The organism is Pseudomonas sp. PA1(2017) (assembly GCF_001945375.1).
Taxonomy (GTDB): Bacteria; Pseudomonadota; Gammaproteobacteria; order Pseudomonadales; family Pseudomonadaceae; genus Aquipseudomonas.
In genome coordinates this window covers 505,167-526,608 of sequence record NZ_MSXU01000001.1, presented here as the reverse complement: position 1 = coordinate 526,608, position 21,442 = coordinate 505,167, and the positions used below count along the sequence as shown (strand labels likewise).

General features: G+C 63.2%; 21 protein-coding genes. 9 read left to right on the top strand and 12 right to left on the bottom strand.

The window, feature by feature from the left end; genetic code table 11:
- Positions 1-280: 280 nt before the first annotated feature.
- The 5 genes from glnA to ntrC all read left to right on the top strand — a co-directional run bounded on the left by glnA (position 281) and on the right by ntrC (position 6,362).
- Positions 281-1,687 carry a glutamate--ammonia ligase gene (gene glnA, locus BVH01_RS02390; RefSeq protein WP_070880561.1) on the top strand — a complete coding sequence of 469 codons (1,407 nt, stop codon included), beginning with the start codon at positions 281-283 and terminating at the stop codon, positions 1,685-1,687.
- A 243-nt stretch (positions 1,688-1,930) separates the two neighbouring features.
- The gene (locus BVH01_RS02385; RefSeq protein WP_075928789.1) at positions 1,931-2,461 is read left to right on the top strand and encodes a DUF4124 domain-containing protein; all 531 of its coding nucleotides are present in this window, start codon (positions 1,931-1,933) and stop codon (positions 2,459-2,461) included.
- Between the two features lie 5 nt (positions 2,462-2,466).
- Positions 2,467-3,090: a DUF4124 domain-containing protein gene (locus tag BVH01_RS02380; RefSeq protein WP_075928788.1), complete on the top strand. Its 624-nt coding sequence runs from the start codon at positions 2,467-2,469 to the stop codon at positions 3,088-3,090.
- A gap of 753 nt (positions 3,091-3,843) precedes the next feature.
- The gene (gene glnL / locus BVH01_RS02375; protein WP_075928787.1) at positions 3,844-4,929 is read left to right on the top strand and encodes a nitrogen regulation protein NR(II); all 1,086 of its coding nucleotides are present in this window, start codon (positions 3,844-3,846) and stop codon (positions 4,927-4,929) included.
- A complete protein-coding gene (ntrC, locus tag BVH01_RS02370; protein ID WP_075928786.1) occupies positions 4,926-6,362 on the top strand; it encodes a nitrogen regulation protein NR(I) in 1,437 nt (478 codons plus the stop codon). The genes glnL and ntrC overlap by 4 nt, the downstream gene beginning before the upstream one ends.
- A gap of 546 nt (positions 6,363-6,908) precedes the next feature.
- On the opposite strand, the gene BVH01_RS02365 is transcribed toward ntrC, so the two are convergent.
- Positions 6,909-7,349, bottom strand: coding sequence for a hypothetical protein (locus BVH01_RS02365; protein WP_075928785.1), 441 nt, complete (start codon positions 7,347-7,349; stop codon positions 6,909-6,911).
- Between BVH01_RS02365 and trmL the strand changes: the two genes are divergently transcribed.
- On the top strand, positions 7,348-7,809 hold the full coding sequence (gene trmL, locus BVH01_RS02360) for a tRNA (uridine(34)/cytosine(34)/5-carboxymethylaminomethyluridine(34)-2'-O)-methyltransferase TrmL (RefSeq protein WP_075928784.1): 462 nt from the start codon (positions 7,348-7,350) through the stop codon (positions 7,807-7,809). The two genes, BVH01_RS02365 and trmL, sit on opposite strands and share 2 nt — an antisense overlap.
- 144 nt (positions 7,810-7,953) lie before the next feature.
- On the opposite strand, the gene secB is transcribed toward trmL, so the two are convergent.
- The 3 genes from secB to BVH01_RS02345 are packed head-to-tail and all read right to left on the bottom strand — an operon-like array spanning position 7,954 to position 9,133.
- Positions 7,954-8,415 (bottom strand): protein-export chaperone SecB, encoded by a 462-nt coding sequence (gene secB / locus BVH01_RS02355; RefSeq protein WP_075928783.1) that lies wholly within the window; start codon positions 8,413-8,415, stop codon positions 7,954-7,956.
- Positions 8,416-8,463: 48 nt separating this feature from the next.
- Positions 8,464-8,718: a glutaredoxin 3 gene (gene grxC / locus BVH01_RS02350; protein WP_075928782.1), complete on the bottom strand. Its 255-nt coding sequence runs from the start codon at positions 8,716-8,718 to the stop codon at positions 8,464-8,466.
- Between the two features lies 1 nt (position 8,719).
- Positions 8,720-9,133: a rhodanese-like domain-containing protein gene (locus tag BVH01_RS02345; RefSeq protein ID WP_075928781.1), complete on the bottom strand. Its 414-nt coding sequence runs from the start codon at positions 9,131-9,133 to the stop codon at positions 8,720-8,722.
- 214 nt (positions 9,134-9,347) lie between these two features.
- On the opposite strand from BVH01_RS02345, the gene gpmI reads away from it, so the two are divergent.
- The 3 genes from gpmI (at position 9,348) to BVH01_RS02330 (ending at position 13,630) form a co-directional block, all read left to right on the top strand.
- Entirely contained in the window at positions 9,348-10,883 is a 1,536-nt protein-coding gene (gene gpmI, locus BVH01_RS02340; protein WP_075928780.1) for a 2,3-bisphosphoglycerate-independent phosphoglycerate mutase, read from the top strand.
- A gap of 150 nt (positions 10,884-11,033) precedes the next feature.
- A complete protein-coding gene (locus tag BVH01_RS02335; protein ID WP_075928779.1) occupies positions 11,034-12,284 on the top strand; it encodes a murein hydrolase activator EnvC in 1,251 nt (416 codons plus the stop codon).
- 32 nt (positions 12,285-12,316) lie between these two features.
- A complete protein-coding gene (locus BVH01_RS02330) occupies positions 12,317-13,630 on the top strand; it encodes a S41 family peptidase (protein WP_075928778.1) in 1,314 nt (437 codons plus the stop codon).
- A 505-nt stretch (positions 13,631-14,135) separates the two neighbouring features.
- Here BVH01_RS02330 and BVH01_RS02325 read toward each other — a convergent pair.
- The 8 genes from BVH01_RS02325 to BVH01_RS02290 form a co-directional block, all read right to left on the bottom strand.
- Positions 14,136-14,891, bottom strand: a complete 756-nt coding sequence (locus tag BVH01_RS02325; RefSeq protein ID WP_075928777.1) for an ABC transporter substrate-binding protein — start codon at positions 14,889-14,891, stop codon at positions 14,136-14,138.
- Positions 14,892-15,067: 176 nt separating this feature from the next.
- The gene (locus BVH01_RS02320) at positions 15,068-15,823 is read right to left on the bottom strand and encodes an ABC transporter substrate-binding protein (RefSeq protein ID WP_075928776.1); all 756 of its coding nucleotides are present in this window, start codon (positions 15,821-15,823) and stop codon (positions 15,068-15,070) included.
- A gap of 203 nt (positions 15,824-16,026) precedes the next feature.
- Complete coding sequence (gene hisF, locus BVH01_RS02315; RefSeq protein ID WP_075928775.1) at positions 16,027-16,797, bottom strand: imidazole glycerol phosphate synthase subunit HisF; 771 nt, start codon at positions 16,795-16,797, stop codon at positions 16,027-16,029.
- Positions 16,798-16,886: 89 nt separating this feature from the next.
- Positions 16,887-17,624 carry a 1-(5-phosphoribosyl)-5-[(5-phosphoribosylamino)methylideneamino]imidazole-4-carboxamide isomerase gene (gene hisA / locus BVH01_RS02310; protein WP_075928774.1) on the bottom strand — a complete coding sequence of 246 codons (738 nt, stop codon included), beginning with the start codon at positions 17,622-17,624 and terminating at the stop codon, positions 16,887-16,889.
- Positions 17,625-17,663: 39 nt separating this feature from the next.
- Positions 17,664-17,918 (bottom strand): DUF2164 domain-containing protein, encoded by a 255-nt coding sequence (locus BVH01_RS02305; RefSeq protein ID WP_013792999.1) that lies wholly within the window; start codon positions 17,916-17,918, stop codon positions 17,664-17,666.
- On the bottom strand, positions 17,919-18,557 hold the full coding sequence (gene hisH, locus BVH01_RS02300) for an imidazole glycerol phosphate synthase subunit HisH (RefSeq protein ID WP_075928773.1): 639 nt from the start codon (positions 18,555-18,557) through the stop codon (positions 17,919-17,921).
- Positions 18,557-19,150: an imidazoleglycerol-phosphate dehydratase HisB gene (hisB, locus tag BVH01_RS02295; protein WP_013793001.1), complete on the bottom strand. Its 594-nt coding sequence runs from the start codon at positions 19,148-19,150 to the stop codon at positions 18,557-18,559. The genes hisH and hisB overlap by 1 nt, the downstream gene beginning before the upstream one ends.
- A gap of 323 nt (positions 19,151-19,473) precedes the next feature.
- Positions 19,474-21,132 carry an OFA family MFS transporter gene (locus BVH01_RS02290; protein ID WP_075928772.1) on the bottom strand — a complete coding sequence of 553 codons (1,659 nt, stop codon included), beginning with the start codon at positions 21,130-21,132 and terminating at the stop codon, positions 19,474-19,476.
- Positions 21,133-21,442: the final 310 nt, after the last annotated feature.

The following is a 21,442-nucleotide window of genomic DNA, read 5'->3' as shown; positions in this document are numbered from 1 at the left end:
AAGGAAATTGCTCAACCTTTGATCAAAAATCCGCAAACAATCTGTGCGCGCACCAAAATCGAACACAATCGATGGAAATCGCACCAGCAAGGTGCCTTGGAGATTAATTTTGTGGCCTCCACGCCCACCAAAACGCCGATTTCCGGGGTTCGCGTCCATGACGGGGCACTGGCATGCATATTGCTCCCTTGTGAGGCAGGGTGTCCTGGCAGACTATCTGGCCCGGCGTCACGAACTCAAAGAAGGGTCAACGAACGACCCTATCCACCTGGAGGACAACATGTCTAAGGCTGTTCAACTGATCAAAGAACACGACGTGAAGTGGGTAGACCTGCGCTTCACCGACACCAAGGGTAAGCAGCACCACGTGACCATGCCGGCCCGTGACGCCCTGGACGACGAATTCTTCGAAGTCGGCAAGATGTTCGACGGCTCCTCCATCCATGGCTGGAAAGGCATCGAAGCCTCCGACATGATCCTGCTGCCGGACGACAGCACTGCCGTGCTCGACCCGTTCACCGAAGAGCCGACCCTGATCCTGGTCTGCGACATCATCGAGCCGAGCACCATGCAGGGCTACGACCGCGACCCGCGCTCCATCGCTCGCCGCGCCGAGGAATACCTGAAGACCACCGGTATCGGTGACACCGTCTTCGTGGGCCCGGAACCCGAGTTCTTCATCTTCGACGAAGTGAAGTTCAAGTCCGACATCTCCGGCTCCATGTTCAAGATCTACTCCGAACAAGGCTCCTGGATGACCGACCAGGACGTCGAAGGCGGCAACAAGGGCCACCGCCCGGCCGTCAAAGGCGGTTACTTCCCGGTTCCGCCGTGCGACCACGACCACGAAATCCGTACTGCCATGTGTAATGCCATGGAAGAAATGGGCCTGGTCATCGAAGTGCACCACCACGAAGTGGCGACTGCCGGCCAGAACGAAATCGGTGTGAAGTTCAACACCCTGGTTGCCAAGGCTGACGAAACCCAGACCCTGAAGTACTGCGTGCACAACGTAGCCGATGCCTACGGCAAAACCGCTACCTTCATGCCGAAGCCTCTGTACGGCGACAACGGCTCGGGCATGCACGTACACATCTCGGTCTCCAAAGACGGCAAGAACACCTTCGCAGGTGAAGGCTATGCCGGCCTGTCGGAAACCGCTCTGTACTTCATCGGCGGCATCATCAAGCACGGTAAGGCCCTGAACGGCTTCACCAACCCGTCGACCAACTCCTACAAGCGTCTGGTTCCCGGCTTCGAAGCGCCGGTCATGCTGGCCTACTCGGCCCGTAACCGTTCCGCCTCGATCCGTATCCCGTACGTTTCCAGCCCGAAAGCGCGCCGCATCGAAGCTCGCTTCCCGGATCCGGCTGCCAACCCGTACCTGGCCTTCGCTGCACTGCTGATGGCCGGCCTGGACGGCATCCAGAACAAGATCCACCCTGGCGACGCAGCGGACAAGAACCTGTACGACCTGCCGCCGGAAGAAGGCAAGCTGATCCCGCAGGTTTGCGGCAGCCTGAAAGAAGCCCTGGAAGAGCTGGACAAGGGTCGCGCGTTCCTGACCAAGGGCGGCGTATTCTCCGACGACTTCATCGATGCCTACATCGAGCTGAAATCGGAAGAAGAAATCAAGGTACGTACCTTCGTACACCCGCTGGAATACGACCTGTACTACAGCGTCTAAGCTGGCCTCGCTACAGTTTGTAGCGCGACGAAGCCTCCCCGGTTCTGCCGGGGAGGCTTTTTTATGGCCTGCCATCCCTGACGACTACCCTGCGGGCAGTCGCAAGGGACGTTGAAAATGGCTCTCGGCCATTTTCATGCCCGACTATTTTTCGGTGCCAGTGCAAATCCTTGGCGACGCGCGCTTGCCAGCACGCGATGGCGGTGCAAGGCTATCGACATTACCCGACAGGAGACCGGCCCGATGCGCCGCACGCTCGCTTGCCTGCTGCTGATCCTGGCCCTGCCGGTCAGCGCGCAGATCTACAAGTACACCGACGCCAACGGCAATACGGTGTTCACCAATCAGCCGCCGGAAGGTACCAAGGCGGAAAGCGTCGAGCTCAAGCCGATCAACACCAGCAGCCAGCCGACGCCACCCAGCACTCGCGCGAATGAACCGCGCCTGAGCGAACTGCCACAGAACCCCTATCAGATTCTCGAACTGCGCGACCTGCCCAGCGAAGAAGCGCTGCGCGCCAACAATGGCACTTTTTCCGTGGGCGTGACCATCGAACCGCGCCTGGGCCCTGGTCATAGCCTGCGCCTGCTGGTCGACGGCAAGCCCTACGGGCAGCCGAGCAACGTACCGCGCCTGCAGCTGACCGAACTTGACCGCGGCGAGCACAGCATTGCCGTGGCGGTGATACAGGGCGAGCACATCGTTCAGCAGAGCGAGACGCGCACCTTCACGGTGCAGCGAGTCAGCACCAACAGTCCGGCCCGGGGTAACTGAGCGCCATGCGCACGCTGCTCTTCGCCCTGTTGCTGATCACCCTGCCAAGCGTTGCCCAGGTCTACACCTACGTGGATGCCGACGGGAACCGGGTGTTTACCGACAGCCCGCGCAACGGCAATGCCACGCAGGTGCAGATGGCGCCCTCGAACCGTATCGAGCCGCCTACCCGCCGCCTCTCCCCACCGGCACCCGCTGCGCCCAGTGGGCCGATCCTCAGCTATGAGCTGCTGCGCATCACCATTCCGCAGCCCGATGCGACCATCAACGACAACGCCGGCAACCTGATCGTCACCGTCAATGCCGAACCGGCCCTGCACCCAGGCCACAGCTACCGCCTGCTGCTCGATGGCGAGCCCTACGGCAACGTCGGGCGCAGCCCGGTGTTTCCTCTGGAGAACATCGACCGCGGCACCCATCAGATCGCCGTGGAGATCATCACCGCAGGCGGCATCATCGTCGAACGCACGCCCAGCCAGCCCTTTCACATGAAGCGTGTGTCCCTGGCCCAGAAGCGCAAGGTGCGCCCCTGCGAAAAGGATGATTACGGCGTACGCCCCGAGTGCCCAATCGAAGACAAGCCCAAGGAAGAAGACAAGGGCATCATCGGTATCCTGCCTTTCCTTTAAGAGCGGCTCGACTTCAGCGCCGCTGCCTGCAAAGGGGCGGGAGCGGACATTTGTAGGGTGGACGACGCTTCATCCGTCCACCGCTTCGTGATCGCAACGGTGGATGAAAAGAGCGTCATCCACCCTACGTGGCTGTAGGTGTGGGCCTCGGGATGGATAGGGGCGCGCAGACGAAGCGTCAGCTACGCACCCTGAACCACCCTAAGAACTTGGCCCGTTTTTGTGGGAGCCGCGACCTCGCGGCGAATTAGTCAGGCACCGCCGATAGGCTGTCAGGCTGCAATCGTTTCGCCCCGAGGTCGGGGCTCCCACAGGTTGGTTTGAGTGACCGCTCCTGCCTTGTAGCGGCCTCTTTGATGGCGCCTGAAAGATGCAAACAACGCCCAGACGGCCCGTCCTGGGCTAACCCAGCTCATTCATTCGCACCATTAAGGTGCGCGCTGGCGCACCGATTTCTATACTCGTCCCAAATTGGCACACGCGCATCAGCGCCACTGCGCCGAAAAGAAGCCAATTGCGCGGTTTTATCGCCGCATGCGCTTCTTTGCAGGGCTTTGGTTTGCTTCTTGCATTTTCTCCAGCATCGCCGCGATCCGGAACATCTGCTCCCTCGCCGGCCCTTCTGCCCATACCGCACGAGGAACGAATTTTGGCTGGCCCACACCCGCAACGAGACTTGCCACGCTGCGCCACGTTGCCAGACAACGGCCCTGCCGCGCTCCAGGCAAGCTGCATGCTGGCGGGCGCAGAGCGATGATCATCAACGACGCCCTGCACCGCCTGCTGCTCGACAACCTGACCACGGCGACCCTGCTGCTCAACGCCGATCTGCGCCTGGAGTACATGAACCCTGCCGCGGAAATGCTTCTGGCCGTGAGCGGCCAACGTAGTCATGGCCAGTTCATCAGCGAACTGTTCACCGAAACCCGCGAGGCCCTCGGCGCCCTGCGCCAGGCGGTGGCCGAGGCCCATCCGTTCAACAAGCGCGAAGCGGTGCTGACCACGCAGACCGGCCAGAGCCTGACCGTCGACTACGCGGTGACGCCGATACTCAGCCGCGGCGAAACCATGCTGCTGCTCGAGGTGCACCCGCGTGACCGGCTGCTGCGCATCACTAAGGAAGAGGCCCAGCTGTCCAAGCAGGAAACCACCAAGCTGCTAGTACGCGGCCTTGCCCACGAGATCAAGAATCCACTGGGCGGCATTCGTGGCGCGGCCCAGCTGCTGGCCCGCGAACTGCCGGAAGAGAGCCTGAAGGATTACACCAACGTGATCATCGAGGAGTCCGACCGTCTGCGAAATCTGGTCGACCGCATGCTCGGCTCCAACAAACTGCCGTCCCTGGCGATCACCAACGTGCACGAAGTGCTCGAGCGCGTCGCCAGCCTGGTGGAAGCGGAAAGCCAGGGCAGCGTGGTACTGGTGCGCGACTACGACCCGAGCATTCCCGACCTGATCGTCGACCGCGAACAGATGATCCAGGCGGTACTCAACATCGTGCGCAACGCCATGCAGGCGCTGGCCTCCAAACCCGAGTTGCGCCCAGGGCGCATCACCCTGCGCACGCGCACGCTGCGTCAGTTCACCATCGGCTACATCCGCCATCGTCTGGTGACCAAGATCGAGATCATCGACAACGGCCCGGGCATCCCGCCGGAACTGCAGGAAACCATCTTCTATCCCATGGTCAGCGGGCGTGCCGACGGCACCGGCCTCGGCCTGGCGATTACCCAGAACATCATTAGTCAGCATCAAGGCCTGATCGAGTGCGAGAGCCATCCCGGGCAAACCGTGTTCTCGATCTTTCTGCCGCTGGAACAAGGAGCAACTCCGACATGAGCCGCAGTGAAACCGTATGGATCGTTGACGACGACCGCTCCATCCGTTGGGTCCTGGAAAAGGCCCTGCAACAGGAAGGCATGAGCACCCAGAGTTTCGACAGCGCCGATGGCGTGCTGGGCCGCCTCTCGCGTCAGCAGCCAGACGTGATCATCTCCGACATTCGCATGCCCGGCTCCAGCGGCCTGGAGCTGCTGTCGAGCATCCGCGAAATGCACCCGCGCCTGCCGGTGATCATCATGACCGCCCATTCCGACCTGGACAGCGCCGTGGCGTCCTACCAGGGCGGTGCGTTCGAATACCTGCCCAAACCTTTCGACGTCGACGAAGCGGTATCGCTGGTCAAGCGTGCCAACCAGCACGCCAAGGAGCAGCAGGGCCTGCACGTGCCAGCCGCCCAGGCGCGCACCCCGGAAATCATCGGTGAAGCACCGGCGATGCAGGAGGTGTTCCGCGCCATCGGCCGCCTGAGCCACTCCAACATCACCGTGCTGATCAATGGTGAGTCGGGCACGGGCAAGGAGCTGGTCGCCCACGCCCTGCACCGCCACAGCCCCCGCGCCGCTTCGCCGTTCATCGCGCTGAACATGGCGGCGATCCCCAAGGACCTGATGGAGTCCGAGCTGTTCGGCCACGAGAAAGGCGCCTTTACAGGCGCGGCCAACCAGCGTCGCGGGCGCTTCGAGCAGGCAGATGGCGGCACCCTGTTCCTCGACGAGATCGGCGACATGCCGGCCGACACCCAGACCCGCCTGCTGCGCGTGCTGGCCGACGGCGAGTTCTACCGAGTGGGCGGCCATACGCCGGTCAAGGTCGACGTGCGCATCATCGCCGCCACGCACCAGAATCTGGAAAGCCTGGTGACCGCCGGCAAATTCCGCGAAGACCTGTTCCACCGCCTCAACGTGATTCGCATCCATATTCCGCGCCTGTCGGATCGTCGCGAAGACATCCCGACGCTGGCCCGCCACTTCCTCAGCCGTGCGGCAACCGAGCTGGCGGTCGAGCCCAAGCTGCTGAAAAGCGAAACCGAGGATTACCTGCAGCAGCTGCAGTGGCCCGGCAACGTGCGCCAGCTGGAGAACACCTGCCGGTGGATCACCGTGATGGCCTCGGGGCGCGAAGTGCATGTCGATGACCTGCCGCCGGAACTGCTTGTGCAGCCCCAGGACAATGCGCCGGTCAGCAACTGGGAGCAGGCGCTGCGCCAGTGGGCCGACCAGGCGCTGGGCCGCGGCCAGTCGAACCTCCTCGACAGCGCGGTGCCGGCCTTCGAGCGGATCATGATCGAGACCGCCCTCAAGCACACCGCCGGCCGACGCCGCGATGCCGCCCTGCTGCTAGGCTGGGGGCGCAATACCCTGACCCGCAAGATCAAGGAGCTGGGCATGAACGTCGACGGCTCCGAAGACGACGACAGCGACGACAACTAAGCCGTCACTGCGACACCCAGACGCCGCGTCCCTACCAGGGCGCGGCGTTTTTTGTGGGTGATAACGCGCGTCTTCCACTGCACCACTGCCGCTGTGAACGTAGCCTGCGGTTGAGCAATGCGAAACCCAGGAAATGCCCCCGGGTGTCGCTACGCTCGACCCGGGCTACTGCGCCTGAACTGCCTCAAGGTCATTACAAATGCACGCCATCAGCGCACGACAGGTGCATTCATGCACCCGAGCGGAACATTCACGAAGCGACACCTGGTGGGTGAAAACCTGGGAATAACCGCCAGAGCCCAGCATTCACGGGCCCTGCAACGAATCCATGAAAACTGGCACGCCAACTGCAATGGTACTGACAACCCAGTTTCGGGGACCTTGGTACAGGCAGGCCGGGGATTCCCCTCTTTCTTTGGGAGCCTCGGTACAGGCAGGCCGGGACCTCCCTTCTTTCTTCGGGGACTCTGATACAGGCAGATCAGATAATCCCCCTTTTCTTCGGGAGCCCTGGTACAGGCAGGCCGGGAACTCCCTCTTTTCTTCCTAGCGCGGCGCCAGACGAACCGTCAGGCGCCAGCGGCCCTCCACCTCTTCGGCATCCATTTCAGCGCGCAGCGGGCGAGCTGCCACCACGCGCACCTCCAGCTCACGCTCATCACGCACCACGCGCCAGTTGGCGGCGCGCCCGGCAATCTGCAACTGGCCCTGGCGCTCCCGACCCAGCCCCTCGAAGCGCAGCGCGAAGGTGCCATGAGCGTCGCTGACCTGCACGTGCGGCTCGACGTTGAACCACAGCAGCAAGCGGTCGCCCTGAACTTCCACGTCTTTGAGGTGCATGGCGTCCGGGTGGAACAGCCGGCCGATCATCAGGCCGACCAGGAAACCGAAGATCGCCAGCGAGCCGATCACGCGCACCCAAGGACGCGGCCTTGGCGGCTTATCCGGCGTAGAATGGCGCCCGTCTTCTGGCCTGGAGCCGTGCATGTTTCATGTAATCCTTTTTCAACCGGAAATTCCGCCCAACACCGGCAACGTTATCAGGCTTTGCGCCAACAGCGGCTGCCACCTGCACCTGGTCGAGCCGCTGGGTTTCGAACTGGACGACAAGCGCCTGCGCCGCGCCGGGCTCGACTATCACGAATACGCGCCGCTCAAGCGCCACGCCAGCCTGGAGGCCTGCCTGGAAAGCCTCGGCCAGCCGCGGGTGTTCGCCTTCACCACCAAGGGCTCGCAGCCTTTCCATGAAGTGGCCTACCAGCCGGGCGATGCCTTCCTGTTCGGCCCGGAGAGCCGCGGCCTGCCAGCCGAGATTCGTGATGCACTGCCCGAATCGCAGCGCGTGCGCCTGCCGATGCGCGAAGGCTGCCGCAGCCTGAACCTGTCCAACACCGTGGCCGTCGCGGTGTATGAAGCCTGGCGCCAGAACGGCTTCGCCGCTAGTTGAACGGCGGTATTGCGACTTTGTAGCGCAGCGATACCCGGGGCAGGCCATCCCTGGGTATCGCTTCGCTCAACCGCAGGCTACGAGGTCAGGACAGGCCCACAAAAAAACGCCCCGAAGGGCGTTTTTCGTGCAGCGACCGCGGGCTCAGTTGGCCTGCTGACGCTGCAGCTCCTGGGCGTACAGAGCGTCGAAGTTCACCGGGGCCAGCATCAGCGCCGGGAAAGAGCCGCGTACCACCAGGCTGTCCAGGGTTTCGCGAGCATACGGGAACAGGATGTTCGGGCAGAACGCACCCAGGGTGTGGCTCATGGAAGCGGCGTCCAGACCTTTGATCAGGAAGATGCCGGCCTGCTGTACTTCGGCGATGAAGGCGGTTTCTTCGCCGTTCTTCACGGTCACCGACAGGGTCAGTACCACTTCGTGGAAGTCGCCTTCCAGGGCTTTCTGACGGGTGTTGAGGTCCATCGAGACGCTCGGCGTCCACTCCTGGCGGAAGATCTCGGGGCTCTTCGGCGCTTCGAAGGACAAGTCACGCACGTAGATGCGCTGCAGAGAGAACTGAGGAGTCTGCTCGTCTTGGACGGCACCGGTAGCTTGTTCGGTCATGGGGCAAAGCCTTCTGCTGTATGGACGTAAAGGAAGGTTCTAAATCGATCAGGCATCGAGCAGCGCATCGAGCTTGCCGGCCCGTTCCAGGGCAAACAGGTCGTCGCAACCACCCACATGGGTTTCACCGATCCATATCTGCGGCACCGAGGTGCGGCCAGCCTTGCGCGTCATCTCGGCGCGCACGTCTGGCTTGCCGTCGACACGGATCTCGTCGAACGACACGCTTTTGCTGGTCAACAGCTGCTTGGCGCGGATGCAGTAGGGGCACCAGTCGCTGGAGTAGATGACGACCTTGGCCATGTCACTTCACCACGGGCAGGCTGTCGCCACGCCAGGTGGCGATGCCGCCGCCCAGGCGCGCGGCGGTGAAGCCGGCCTTCTGCAATTCACGGGCGGCGGTGCCGGCCTGCTGGCCCAGGGCATCGACGACGATGATGGTCTTGGCCTTGTGCTTTTCCAGCTCGGCCAGGCGCGAGGCCAGCTTGTCGTTGGGGATGTTCAGGGCGCCGACGATATGGCCGGTGTCGAAATCCTTCTTGCTGCGAATGTCGACCACCACGCCTTCGTCACGGTTGATCAGCGCCGTCACTTCACGGCTGCTCAGGCTTTTGCCGCCCTTGCTCAGTTCGGTGAAGATCAGCAGCGAAAGGATGATGACGAACAGGCCGCTGAGGATGAAGTGGTTGGTGGCGAATTCAATGAGGTTGGCAAGCATCACGCGGTTCCGGGACGGTAAAATGCCGGCCAGTATACACAGCCCGGTGAGTCCACCAAAGGCCGCACGGCGGTGACGGGATCTTTCCGGGGCCGTAGAATGTCAGACCGATTTCAGTGGGTCGTCTTGCCGGGCGACCGCCTCCGGATCGCCGCGGGCGAGTACGCGCTCGCCGCCGGCCTTCATTGCGTCCCCTAAGCAGAGCGAGCCCCGTATGAGCGCAGCGCCCAAACCCCTGGTCCTGGTCATTCTCGACGGCTTCGGCCACAGCGAAACCCCCGAGCACAACGCCATTTTCGCCGCCAACACGCCGGTCTACGACCGCCTGCGTGCCACCCAGCCCCACGGGCTGATTTCTGGTAGCGGCATGGACGTCGGCCTACCGGATGGCCAGATGGGCAACTCCGAGGTCGGCCACATGAACCTCGGCGCCGGCCGCGTGGTGTACCAGGACTTCACCCGGGTGACCAAGGCGATCCGTGACGGCGAGTTCTTCGAGAACCCGGCCATCACCGGCGCCGTGGACAAGGCCGTGGGTGCCGGCAAGGCTGTGCACATCCTTGGCCTGCTGTCCGACGGCGGCGTACACAGCCATCAGGATCACCTGGTAGCGATGGCCGAGCTGGCCGCGCGCCGCGGCGCCGAAAAGATCTACCTGCACGCGTTTCTCGACGGTCGCGATACCGCGCCGAAAAGTGCCCAGAGCTCCATCGAGCTGCTCGACGCCACCTTCGCCAAACTCGGCAAGGGCCGCATCGCCTCGCTGATCGGCCGCTACTTCGCCATGGACCGTGACAACCGCTGGGATCGCGTCGCCCAGGCCTACAACCTGATCGCCGATGGCAACAGCCAGTTCCATGCGGATACCGCCGTGGCTGGCCTGCAAGCCGCCTATGCCCGCGAGGAAAGCGACGAGTTCGTCAAAGCCACCAGCATCGGCGAGCCGGTCCGGGTCGAGGATGGCGACGCCGTGGTGTTCATGAACTTCCGTGCCGACCGCGCCCGCGAGCTTACCCGCGCCTTCGTCGAGCCGGGCTTCGACGCCTTCGAACGCGCCCGTGTGCCGCAGACCGCCGGCTTCATCATGCTCACCCAGTACGCGGCGAGCATCGACACGCCCAGCGCCTTCAAGCCCGAGCCGCTGGTCAACGTGTTCGGCGAATACCTGGCCAACAACGGCAAGACCCAACTGCGCATCGCCGAGACCGAGAAGTACGCCCACGTCACCTTCTTCTTCTCTGGCGGCCGTGAAGAGCCGTTCCCGGGCGAAGAGCGCATCCTGATCCCGTCGCCGAACGTCGCCACCTACGACCTGCAGCCGCAGATGAACGCCCCCGAAGTGACCGACAAGATCGTCGACGCCATCGAGAACCAGCGCTTCGATGTGATAGTGGTCAACTACGCCAACGGCGACATGGTCGGCCATACCGGCGTGTTCGAGGCAGCGGTCGCCGCGGTGGAATGCCTGGATACCTGCATGGGCCGCATCGTCGAGGCCCTCGACAAGGTCGGTGGCGAAGCACTGATTACCGCCGACCATGGCAACGTCGAGCAGATGCAGGACGAATGCACCGGCCAGGCGCACACCGCACACACCTGCGAGCCGGTACCGTTCATCTATGTCGGCAAGCGCCAGGTGAGCATCCGCGAAGGCGGCGTGCTGGCGGATGTGGCACCCACCCTGTTGACCCTGATGGGCCTGCCGATTCCCAAGGAAATGACCGGCACCAGCATCGTCACCCTCGGCTGACCCTACAGGCGAAGGCTCGGGGCGGCGCAGCAGCGCTGCCCCACAGGTCGACCGCCTGCCACCTTGGGTCGGCATCTGCACCAGGGACGTTTTTTTTACCCGGAACCAAGGGCATACTAAGCCGGTTCCCCGCCAGGTATCGCCTGCACCATGCTCCGTGTCCTCACCTTTATCCTCATGACCAGCCTGCTGGCACCAGCTTTCGCCGATCAGAAAGCCGATACGCAAAAGCAGCTGGATGCGGCACGTGCCGACGTCAGCGAATTGAAGAAACTGCTGGAGCAACTGCAGCAGGAAAAATCCGGCGTGCAGAAGCAGCTCAAGACCACCGAAACCGAAATGGGCGAGCTGGAGAATCAGGTCAAGGGCCTGCGCGAAGAGCTGCAGGAGAGCGAGGAAGAGCTCAAACGCCTCGATCAGGAGAAAAAAAAACTCCAGGGCGCGCGCCTTGAACAGCAACGGCTGATCGGCATCCAGGCGCGCGCGGCCTATCAGGGCGGGCGCCAGGAGTACATCAAGCTGCTGCTCAATCAGCAGAACCCGGAAAAATTCTCCCGCACCCTGACCTACTACGATTACCTCGCCGAAGCGCGCATGGGTCAGCTGACGGCCTTCAACGAGACGCTACGCCAACTGGCCAACGTCGAGCAGGACATCAGCCATCACCAGCAGCAGCTGCAGGTGCAGAAAGGCGAGCTGGACAGCCGCAGCGCCCAGTTGGCCGAGGTACGCAAAGAGCGTCAGCAGGCACTGGCCAAGCTGAACAAGGATTACGCTGCCCGCGACCAGCGTCTCAAAGCCCGCGAGCAGGAGCAGGCCGAACTCGGCCGCGTGCTCAAGACCATCGAGGAGACCCTCGCCCGCCAGGCCCGTGAAGCCGAGGCGCAGCGCCAGCGCGAACTCGCCGCTGCGCGCGAGAAACCCAGCGCACCGGCAGCCACCGGCAAGCGTGCCGAAAGTGGCCCGCTGGTCAGCTCCGGCGCCACCTATGGCGGGCCGTTCGCCAACGCCAAAGGTAAGCTGCCATGGCCAGTCAATGGCCGCGTTGTTGCAAGATATGGAACCCCACGGGGCGAAGACGCTCGGACTAAGTGGGACGGCGTGCTGATCGGCGCCACCGCCGGCAGTCAGGTACGCGCCGTGCATGGCGGTCGAGTGGTTTTCGCAGACTGGTTGCGCGGTTCCGGGCTTCTGGTCATTCTCGACCATGGCAATGGTTATCTGACCCTTTACGGGCACAACCAAAGCCTGCTCAAGGACGCCGGAGACATCGTCAAAGCCGGGGAACCCATCGCCACCGTCGGTACCAGCGGCGGCCAGGACACCCCAGCACTGTATTTCGCGATTCGCCAGCAGGGCCGCGCCAGCGATCCGGCCCAATGGTGTCGGGCGCAAGGATAAGCGCCATCTCATTGTCGTAGGAGTTAGTTCGAATGCCGCATCTGTCCCGCCTCACCTCCCTGGCCCTGGCGATTGCCCTGCTCGGTGGCGCACCTGTGCTGCATGCCGACCAGGCTCCGATCACCCCGCCGCCGGCCGCCGACCAGAATGCAGCGCCGCTGCCCCTGGACGAGCTGCGCACCTTCGCCGAGGTGATGGACCGCATCAAGGCCGCCTACGTCGAGCCGGTCACCGACAAGGAACTGCTGGAGAACGCCATCAAGGGCATGCTCAGCAACCTCGACCCGCATTCGGCCTACCTCGACCCGAAAGCCTTCGCCGAGCTGCAGGAAAGCACCAGCGGTGAGTTCGGCGGCCTGGGCATCGAGGTCGGCACCGAGGACGGTTTCATCAAGGTCGTCTCGCCCATCGACGACACCCCGGCCTCCAAGGCAGGCATCCACCCCGGCGACCTGATCGTCAAGATCGACGGCAAACCCACCAAGGGCCAGTCGATGATGGAAGCCGTGGAGAGAATGCGCGGCAAGGCCGGCAGCAAGATCGTCCTGACCCTGGTGCGCGAAGGCGGCAAGCCGTTCGACGTCGAGCTGACCCGTGCGGTGATCAAGGTCACCAGCGTACGCAGCCAGATGATCGATCCGGGCTACGGCTACATTCGCGTCACCCAGTTCCAAGTCAACACCGGCGAGGAAGTCGGCAAGGCGCTGAACAAGCTGCGCAAGGAAAACGGCAAGAAACTCAGCGGCCTGGTGCTCGACCTGCGCAACAACCCCGGCGGCGTGCTGCAATCGGCCGTGGAAGTGGCCGACCACTTCCTCAAGAAGGGCCTGATCGTCTACACCAAGGGGCGCATCCCCAACTCGGAACTGCGCTTCTCCGCCGACCCGCTGGACGCCAGCGAAGGTGTGCCGCTGGTGGTGCTGATCAACGGCGGCAGCGCCTCGGCCTCGGAGATTGTCGCCGGCGCCCTGCAGGACCACAAGCGCGGTATCGTCATGGGCACCGACAGTTTCGGCAAGGGCTCGGTGCAGACCGTGCTGCCGCTGAACAACGACCGCGCCCTGAAGATCACCACGGCACTGTACTTCACGCCCAACGGCCGTTCCATCCAGGCCCAGGGCATCGTCCCGGACGTGGAAGTGGCACGCGCCAAGCTGACACGCGAGAGCGACGATCCGACCCTCAAGGAAGCCGATCTGCAAGGCCATCTGGGCAATGGCAACGGCGGCGCTGATCGCCCGAGCCAGGGCGCGCCCGGCAAGCCGGCACGCCCGCAGGACGACGACTACCAGCTGAGCCAGGCGCTGAACCTGCTCAAGGGCCTGAACGTCACGCGCGCCGACTGAACGTCGGCCGTCACCGAAAAGCCCCGGCGCAGGCAACTGCACCGGGGCTTTTTATTGCCTGAATGGCTGTCACCCTCGCGACAAGGCCGGCCGCATTCGCGCCGAGGTCGGCGCTCCTACACGGTCGTGAACTGCACAGAATCTTGTAGGAGCCCCGCCTCGGGGCGAACAGTGGGTACGCCGCCGATACCGCGCTAAGCCCACAATCGTTCGCGCCGAGGTCGGCGCTCCTACACGGTCGGTGAACTGCGCGGGTTCTCGTGGGAGCCCCGCCTCGGGGCGAACAGTGGGCACGCCGCCGATACCGCGCCAAGGCCACAATCGTTCGCGCCGGGGTCGGCGCTCCTACACGGTCGGTGAACTGCACGGGATCACGAGGAGCCGCGACCCGCGGCGAATGGTGGCCGCAGCGCCGAGGGCGCGGTAAGACCACAATCGTTCGCGCTGAGGTCGGCGCTCCTACACGGTCGGTGAACTGCGCGGGATCACGGCGAATAGGCGCCCGTCACAAGTAATTATTGGTCATCTCGTCGATGAAGCCGTCATTACGCATCTCGTCGAGCGCCTTCTGCAGGCGCTGCACCACTTCGTCCGGCGTGTCCTTGTTGAGCGCCAGGTAGAGCTCAGCCTCGTTGAAACGCAGCACGGTGTTGAGCCCCGTGACGCCCTCCTGCTTGGCCAGGTAGCGACCGACCGGGTCGGTGGTCGCCCACAGGTCGATCTTGCCGCCGGTGAGCTTCTTGACGTTCTCCTGGTCACGCAGCGCGTTGATCGGCGCCAGGCCCTGGCTTTCCAGGTGCTGGCTCACCGCATCGTTCTTGTAGGCGCCGATGGTGTATTGCCCGGCATCCTTGAGGCTCTTCACGGTGACCTCGTTGCCTGGCGCCGAGAGCAGCACCCAGCCGGTCTTGGCCAGCGGGCCGACCCACTTGAACAGCGGCTGGCGCTCGGGGGTGAAGGTGGTGGAGAACAGGCCATAGTTGGCCTTGTCGAGGGTCAGCTTGTAGAGGCGATCCCAGGGGAAGCGCAGGGTCAGGCTGTACTTGATGCCAGCCCGCTTGAACATCTCGCGAACGATTTCGGCATTGATGCCATCGATACCGTCGTCACGGGCGAAGTTCTTGTCGTCCACCGCCATGTTGAACGGCGGGAAGTTCTCGGTCAGCAATACCATCTTGTAGTCGGCTGGCAGCTCGGCCCTGGCCGTGCAGGCGATCAAGGTAAGCCCAAGTAGTGCAATGCTCTTCAAACTGCTCAACATCTGTCGTCCCCGCCACGTGGTTATGATTATGGTTGGCGGCCTCCTGCCGAACTTCGCACCACCACCGTCCTGGCAATGGCTGCCGTGCACAAGGCACACGGCAGCATGAACGCCGAATCATCGCCACGCCAGCGCCCCCTCAGCGCCTCGGCGTGCCCTTCATACGACCTTCAGGGCTAAAGATAGCTGTTGAGAATGCTGTCGACGATCCCCTCAGCGCGCATCTTGTCCAGTTCCGACTGCAGCTTCTGTACCACCTCGTCCGGCACGTCCTTGTTCAGTGCCAGATACAGTTGCGCGCTGTTGAAACGCAGCACGGTCTTCAGGCCGCTGACGCCTTCCTGGCGGGCCAGGTAACGCCCTGCCGGGTCACCAGTGGCCCACAGGTCGATCTGCCCGGCCATCAGCTTCTTGGCATTTTCCTGGTCGCGCAACGAGGTCACGGGCTGCAGGCCTTCCTTTTCGAGGTGCTCGGCGATGGCGTCGCCCTTGTAGGCGCCGATCCGGTACTGCTTGGCCTGCTGCAGGTTGTTGACCACCAGCTTGCTGTCACCGCGCGCCAGCAGCACCCAGTCGTCCGGGCCGATGGGGCCGACCCACTTGAACAGCGCTTCGCGCTCGGGCAGCCGAGCGGTCACGAACACGCCGTAGCCGGGCTTCTCGAGGGCGAGTTTGTAGATACGATCCCAGGGAAAGCGCAGGGTGAGGCTGTACTTGATGCCGGCGCGCTTGAACATTTCGCGCACCACGTCGACGGCGATTCCATCAACATTGTCTTCCTGGGCGAAGTTCTTGCCGTTGATCGCCATGTTGTACGGCGGGAAGTTTTCCGTCAGCAACACCACGTTGTAGTTCGGGTCGATTTCGGCGCGCGCCACCGATGCCATCAAGAGCAGGGCACTGGCCGCTGCCAACCACAGACGTTTGCACATGTACTGGACTACCTGTCATTCAAAGCGTTGACGGGCGGCCGGAAAGGTAGCGCCCGGCGTGACCGGGCGTCTGGGCAGAAGTAGCGAGCTAGACGCTCTGGCTTGACCCGATCCTTGTCACACGGGTGCTAGCTTAGCGCCATTAGCGGGCATCCAAAAGGCCAATCGCACCAGTTTGGACGCACCACTGGCGCCTGCGCGGCTCAGCGCACCACGATACCGCGGCTGGCCATGTAGGCCTTGGCTTCGGGCACGGTGTACTCACCGAAGTGGAAGATGCTCGCCGCCAGCACCGCGGCAGCCTTGCCTTCGATGATGCCGTCCGCCAGGTGCTGCAGGTTGCCGACGCCGCCGGAGGCGATTACCGGAATGCCCACCGCTTCGCTGATGGCACGGGTCACGCCCAGATCGTAGCCGCTCTTCACGCCGTCCTGATCCATGCTGGTGAGCAGGATCTCGCCGGCGCCCAGGCCTTCCATCTTCATCGCCCACTGCACGGCATCGAGGCCGGTCGGCTTGCGGCCGCCGTGGGTGAAGATTTCCCAGCGTGGCGCTTCGCCCGGGCCGGACACCTTCTTGGCGTCGATGGCGACGACGATGCACTGCGAGCCGAAGCGCGAGGCGGCTTCGCCGACGAATTCGGGGGTGAACACCGCCGCGGTGTTGATCGACACTTTGTCGGCACCGGCGTTGAGCAGGTTGCGGATGTCCACCACGCTGCGCACGCCGCCGCCCACGGTCAGCGGGATGAACACCTGGCTGGCCATGCGCTCGACGGTGTGCAGCGTGGTATCGCGGCCATCGACGCTGGCGGTGATGTCCAGGAAGGTGATCTCGTCGGCGCCCTGCTCGTCGTAGCGACGGGCGATTTCCACCGGATCGCCGGCATCGCGGATGTTCTCGAACTTGACGCCCTTGACCACGCGGCCGTTGTCCACGTCCAGGCAAGGAATGATGCGTTTGGCCAATGCCATGCTGAAACCCTCTCTAACCGGCTGCGCCGCACATCCGCGGCGTTGCGTCTGAAGCGGCTCGCTCGCTTGGCGAGGACTTCAGAGCGTGCTTAATTCTTGAAGTTGTCGCAGAACGCCTGCGCTTGCGCCACGTCCAGGGTGCCTTCGTAGATCGCGCGGCCAGTGATGGCACCGACGATGCCCGGCGAACGGGCCAGCAGCAGCTTCTCGATATCACCCAGGTTGTGGATGCCGCCGGAAGCGATCACCGGGATGCGGCTAGCGGCAGCCAGGGCGGCGGTGGCTTCGACGTTGCAGCCCTGCATCATGCCGTCCTTGGCGATATCGGTGTAGACGATCGCCGAGACGCCATCGGCCTCGAAACGCCTGGCCAGATCGGTGGCCTGCACGGTGCTGACTTCTGCCCAGCCGTCGGTGGCGACGAAGCCATCCTTGGCGTCCAGGCCGACGATGACCTTGCCCGGGAAGGCCTTGCAGGCGTCGGTGACGAACTGCGGATCTTTCACGGCCTTGGTGCCGATGATCACGTAGCTGACGCCGGCCTTGACGTAGTGCTCGATGGTTTCCAGCGACCGGATGCCGCCGCCGATCTGGATCGGCAGGTTCGGGTAGCGCTTGGCGATGGCGGTAACCACTTCACCATTGACCGGCTGACCCTCGAAGGCGCCGTTGAGGTCGACCAGGTGCAGACGACGGCAGCCGCCCTCGACCCACTTGGCGGCCATGCTCACCGGGTCATCGGAGAACACCGTGGAATCTTCCATGCGGCCCTGGCGAAGGCGTACGCAGGCGCCGTCCTTGAGGTCGATAGCGGGAATAATCAGCATCTGCAGCACCTTGTCTAGTTCAGCCGGCCTGGGCCGGGATCAATCTTTCTCGAGCGCCCACAGGTCGACTTCGAGGCTCTCGAAGCGCTCGCGCAGCAAACTGTGCGCATCGGTGATCGCTCGGTTGTAGTAATGCGGGGCGATGTCGCGCCCGAACAGTTCGAGCAGCTCCAACACCTCGAAGGAGCCCAGCTCCAGCTCGAAACGGTCGCTCAGAAAGCGCTGCAGCTTGTGCACCGCATCGCTTTCCTGCTCGGGCGTGAGCGTCAGGATCGGGCTCTTGAGCCGCGCCATCTACCAGCGGCCATCCCAGGCGGCGAAGTTCTGCAGCAGCTGCAGGCCATGGGTGTGGCTCTTCTCCGGGTGGAACTGCACGGCGAAGCGCGAACCGTCGGCCAGGGCCGCGGCGAAATCCTTGCCGTAGTGACCACGGCCAACCACCTGCTGCGCCTTGGCCGCCTCGATGTAATAGCTGTGCACGAAGTAGAAGCGCGCCTGCTCGGGAATGTTGTGCCACAGCGGATGCTTGACCGCCTGGCTCACCTCGTTCCAGCCCATGTGCGGGACTTTCAGCGGCTCACCGTCCTCGACCATGCTCTTGCCGAAGAAGCGCACCTGGCCGGGAAACAGGCCGATGCAGTCGACGCCGTCGTTCTCTTCGCTGCGCTCGAGCAGCGCCTGCATGCCCACGCAGATGCCGAGAAACGGACGATCCTGGCTGACCTCGCGAACCAGTTCGTCGAAGCCCAGGCGGCGGATCTCGGCCATGCAGTCGCGGATCGCACCGACACCGGGAAACACCACGCGGTCGGCCTCACGAATCACCTGGGCATCGCTGGTCACCAGCACACGGCCGGCGCCCACATGTTCCAGCGCCTTGGACACCGAGTGCAGGTTGCCCATGCCGTAATCGATGACGGCTACCGTCTGCATCAGAGCACGCCCTTGGTCGATGGCATTTGCCCGGCCATGCGCGGGTCGAGCTCGACCGCCATGCGCAGGGCGCGGCCGAAGGCCTTGAACACGGTCTCGATCTGGTGGTGGGTGTTCACGCCACGCAGGTTGTCGATGTGCAGGCTGACCTGAGCATGGTTGACGAAGCCCTGGAAGAACTCCTGGAACAGATCGACATCGAAGCCGCCGACCACCGCGCGGGTGAACGGCACGTGCATCTGCAGGCCGGGACGACCGGAAAAGTCGATCACCACACGCGACAGCGCTTCGTCCAGCGGCACGTAGGAGTGACCGTAACGGGTCATGCCCTTCTTGTCGCCGACGGCCTTGGCGAAGGCCTGGCCGAGGGTGATGCCGACGTCTTCGACGGTGTGGTGGTCGTCGATGTGCAGGTCGCCCTTGCAGAAGATGTCCAGGTCGATCAGGCCATGGCGGGCGATCTGGTCGAGCATGTGCTCGAAGAACGGCACGCCAGTATCGAAGGTGGCCTTGCCTGTGCCATCCAGATTGATCGAGACCTTGATCTGGGTCTCCAGGGTATTGCGCTCGACGGATGCCGTACGTTCGGCCATCACCTGCTCCACAAAATCGTTGGGCGAAAGGGCGAACATTATAGGCTGATAAGCGGCAAAGCTATAAAGCCGTCCGGCAAAAATGCCGCGAAGGCGCACGTTGCACCAAAACGTGACAAGACGCTTCCCCCTACGCCGCCAAATCGCAGGCATAAAAAATCCCGCCGACGCACGGGGCGTCAGCGGGATCTTAATGTGACTCACGATATCGCGAGCTAGAGCCCTGCAAGGCAAAAACAGGCGAGGAAGCGGAATGTACTTTTGTACATGAGCATTCCGAGCCTGTTTTTAACGCCGCAGGGCCGACGCGCAGCAGATCGTGTTTACTGGAACAGTACGGCAGTCTTCTGCAGAGTGATCCAGACACCCCAGGCCAGCGGGATACCCACGGCCAGCCAGGCAGCGATCACCAGCGGCTTGCTCGACGGATCGGCAGCCCACTCCAGTTCGGTAGCGGACGGCTTGGATTTCTCGCCATGGGCGCGCTCGGCAGCCAGCTCTGCTTCGGTCATGAAGTACTTGGGATCCACAGGGCGGACCAGCAGGTTGCAGATGAAACCCAGCACCAGCAGGCCAGCGAGGATGTACAGGGTGATGTCGTAAGCGGCAGCGCGTTCGACGCCGATGCTCAGCTGATACTCACGCAGGTAATTGACCAGCACCGGGCCCAGCACGCCAGCGAAGGCCCAGGCGGTCAGCAGGCGACCGTGGATCGCACCGACCATCTGGGTACCGAACAGGTCGGCCAGGTAAGCCGGAACGGTCGCGAAGCCACCACCGTACATGGACAGGATCAGGCAGAAGGCGAACACGAACAGGGCGATGCTACCCAGGTGGCCGGTCCACGGCACCAGCGCGTACAGGGTGAAGCCCAGCGCGAAGAACACGAAGTAAGTCGCCTTGCGGCCGATCAGGTCGGAGAACGAAGCCCAGAAGAAACGGCCACCGATGTTGAACAGGCTCAGCAGGCCGGTGAAGCCGGCCGCGATGGCGGCGATCTGGCCCAGCTGTGCAGCGCTCAGCTCACTGAATGGCACGTTCAGGCCGATCAGCTTGCCGCCGAAGACTTCCTGCAGCATGGGCGAGGCCATGCCGATGATGCCGATACCGGCCGATACGTTCAGGCACAGTACGGCCCAGACCAGCCAGAATTGCGGGGTTTTCCACGCGGTGTTCACGTGAACGTGACCCTTGGTGATCATCGCGTTGTTGGCCTTGGCAGCCGGAGCGACCCAGCCAGCAGGCTTCCAGCCGGTTGGCGGAACGCGGTAGGCCAGTGCGCCACCGACCATGAAGATGAAGTAGATCACCGCCATGACCACGAAGCTCTGCCATACGCCGACACCGGTTTCATTGGCGAAGTGACCCATCAGCGCTGCGGCCAGGGGAGCACCGACCATCGCGCCGCCACCGAAGCCCATGATGGCCATACCGGTGGCCATGCCGCGCTTGTCCGGGAACCACTTGATCAGCGTCGATACCGGGGAGATGTAGCCCAGGCCCAGACCGATACCACCGATCACGCCGGAACCGACCCACATCAGCCAGATCTGGTGGGTGTAGATACCCAGCGCGGAGATCAGCAGACCGCCACACCAGCACACGGCCGATACCAGGCCAGCCTTACGCGGGCCAGCATGTTCCAGCCAGCCACCCCATACGGCAGCCGCGCAACCCAGGAACACGAAGAACAGGGTGTAGATCCAGCCCAGCATGGAGATCTGCCAGTCGCAGTTGCTGGCGAAGATCTGTTCGAAGAAACCAATGTCCGGCGCACACGCGACTGGCGCGGTGATACCAATGGCCTTGGACAGCGGCAGCCAGAATACGGAGAACCCGTAGGCCATGCCGATGCACAGGTGGATGGCGAGGGCAGCTGGCGGAACCAGCCAGCGGTTGAAACCGGGCTTAGCGATGATGCGCTCCTTGGACAGGAAAGCAGGCGTCGCTGAAGCACCGTTTTGCACGGTGGCGTCAGTCATGTTTTCTTCTCTGATTAGGTTGGCAAACAGGTAATTACTGGCGAAACCTCGGTGGAGGCGTCGCCAAACAACGAGTAAGTACGGGGAGAATCCATTCGCTCTAGCTGACCGCTAGCTCCCCGCGGCATTGTGTCACATCGCCACAGTGCCTGTGCAACCTTCCAGGCCGCTCTTTTATGGATATGTCGCCCATTTCTCACCTTTGGCTGCCGCTTTTGGCGACGACCGGTCATCGGCAACCGCGCCGAAGCACACTGAACATCCTGCCGCGAGCACGCACCCTAGGGTCTGCTCCCGTTTCACGCACGGT